The 1,840-nt window shown below is 63.4% G+C and carries 2 protein-coding genes; one reads left to right on the top strand and one right to left on the bottom strand.

Features of this window, described 5'->3' with window-relative positions:
* Positions 1 to 407 precede the first annotated feature (407 nt).
* On the top strand, positions 408 to 863 hold the full coding sequence (locus tag WBV42_RS06160) for an NUDIX hydrolase (protein ID WP_423985243.1): 456 nt from the start codon (positions 408 to 410) through the stop codon (positions 861 to 863).
* Position 864: 1 nt separating this feature from the next.
* Here WBV42_RS06160 and WBV42_RS06155 read toward each other — a convergent pair whose 3' ends face one another.
* A complete protein-coding gene (locus WBV42_RS06155) occupies positions 865 to 1,836 on the bottom strand; it encodes a sugar phosphate isomerase/epimerase family protein (protein WP_423985244.1) in 972 nt (323 codons plus the stop codon).
* Between the last annotated feature and the right edge of the window lie 4 nt (positions 1,837 to 1,840).

Below are 1,840 nucleotides of genomic sequence, written 5' to 3'. Positions count from 1 at the left end.
CCCGCGCGAGGGATGACGACCGAGGAGCAGCGCGACGAGGAAGGAATCGGTTGGGGAGGCGTGTGGTGCGGTGCGGAGGTGCGGCGGTCGGGTGGGGATGAAAGGGGCCGCCCGCTCGCGCACCGTTTAGTCGCTGTGCAGGCCCCAATCTGCGCGCGGTGCGGAGCGCAGATATCCTGCACAGCGACCGCGAGCGTGGCGGGGGCTTTCGAAGTCGTCATCGTAGTAGTTGCAACTCCACACCAACCAAGCACAACTCGTAGCGAGCGTGGCGGGGGCTTTCTGGACCCTGTCCGTAGTTGCTGAAATCACAAAACCATCAGATACTCGTCGTAGCGAAATTGACGTGACAGAGCCACCCGAATTTCGATAGACAAATCAAGTAGCCAACACTCGTACCGAATCCCATGCCCGAACGACATATCCGCGTCTCGGCGCGCGGTCTGATTCGCCGTAACAATCACCACGACGAAAACTCTCACCTCGAAGAACTCCTCGTCGCCCGCGAGTACCACCCGAACGGTAACCCGTTTTACTACCCGCTCGGCGGCGGCGTCGAGTTCGGCGAACACAGCGAGGACGCCCTCCACCGCGAGTTCGACGAGGAGTTGGGCGTCTCGCTCTCGAACGTTCGGGAGTTCGGAACGTACGAGGAAGTGTTTACGACCGACGGACAGAAACAGCACGAAGTGTGGCGCGTCTACGAAGCGGAAATCGCGGAGTCGTGGCCGTACGAAGAAGATGAGTTCTCGGACTACGAAGCCGAATTGGACGAAGAAATCGAGTGCGTCTGGCTATCTCCGACTACATTTTCCGAGGGAGGGGAAACGCTCTACCCCGAACCGCTCGTCGAGGTGTTGTGAGTTATTCCGCCCAGTAGGCGTCGCCGGGCGTGGTCCGGAAGACGGCGCGCTGGAGCAACTCGACGGCCTTCTCCAACCCTTCGCGCGAACTGGTGAGCGAGTCCTCGTGTTCGATGGAGAGCGCGCCGTCGTACTCCACGAGGCGGAGGGCACTCACGATGTCCTTCCAGTGGCCCTCACCGTGGCCGTAGCCGACCGAGCGGAACAGCCACGAGCGGTCCGCCTCGTCGGTGTACGGCGTGGTGTCGAGGACGCCCTTGTAGCGGGCCTGGGACTCATACACCTTGGTGTCCTTGGCGTGGAAATGGTGGATGGCGTCGTGTTCGCCGAGCAGGCGGATGGCCTCGGGCACGTCGATACCCTGCCAGTAGAGATGGCTAGGGTCGAAGTTCGCGCCGACGCGCTCGCCCGTCGCCTGGCGAAGTTCGAGCATTCCGGCGGGTTCGTGGACGAGCATGTTCGGGTGCATCTCGATGGCGAGGTCGACGTCGTGGTCGTCGGCGAACGCCTCCAGTTCCTGCCAGTACGGAATCGCCACGTCCTCCCACTGGTATTCGAGCGCCTCGGCGTGCTCCGTGGGCCACGGCGCGGTGATCCAGTTCGGGTACTCGTCGTTCGGGCCGCCCGCGGGCAGGCCGGAGAAGCAGGTGACGGTGCCGACGTCCAACTGGTCGGCGAGCTCGATGGCCTCGCGGAGTTCCGTGTCCGCCTCCTCGGCCGTCTCGTCGTCCGGATGGATCGGGTTGTTGTGCGTCGCCAGCGCGCTGATGCGCATGTCGTGCTCGGCGAGCAGGTCGTGGAGTTCCGCCTGTGCGTCCTCGTCATCCAGATACTCGTCGCGCGGGAGGTGCGTGTCGCCGGGGAAGCCGCCGACGCCGGGTTCGATGGCGTCCACGCCGATGTCGTTCAGATATTCGAGCGCGTCTTCGAGCGATTCGCCGTACAGTGGTGGTGTGTGAACGCCGATGTCCATGTTA

The organism is Haladaptatus sp. (assembly GCF_049589095.1).
In the GTDB taxonomy this organism is placed as follows: domain Archaea; phylum Halobacteriota; class Halobacteria; order Halobacteriales; family Haladaptataceae; genus Haladaptatus.
This window is presented reverse-complemented; position numbering and strand designations above follow the sequence as displayed.

What these genes read in the sequence shown, in the direction of transcription:
- WBV42_RS06160 (WP_423985243.1), top strand. Translation starts at nt 408, where the DNA reads ATGCCCGAACGACATATCCGCGTCTCGGCGCGCGGTCTGATTCGCCGT.
- WBV42_RS06155 (WP_423985244.1), bottom strand. Translation starts at nt 1,836, where the DNA reads ATGGACATCGGCGTTCACACACCACCACTGTACGGCGAATCGCTCGAA.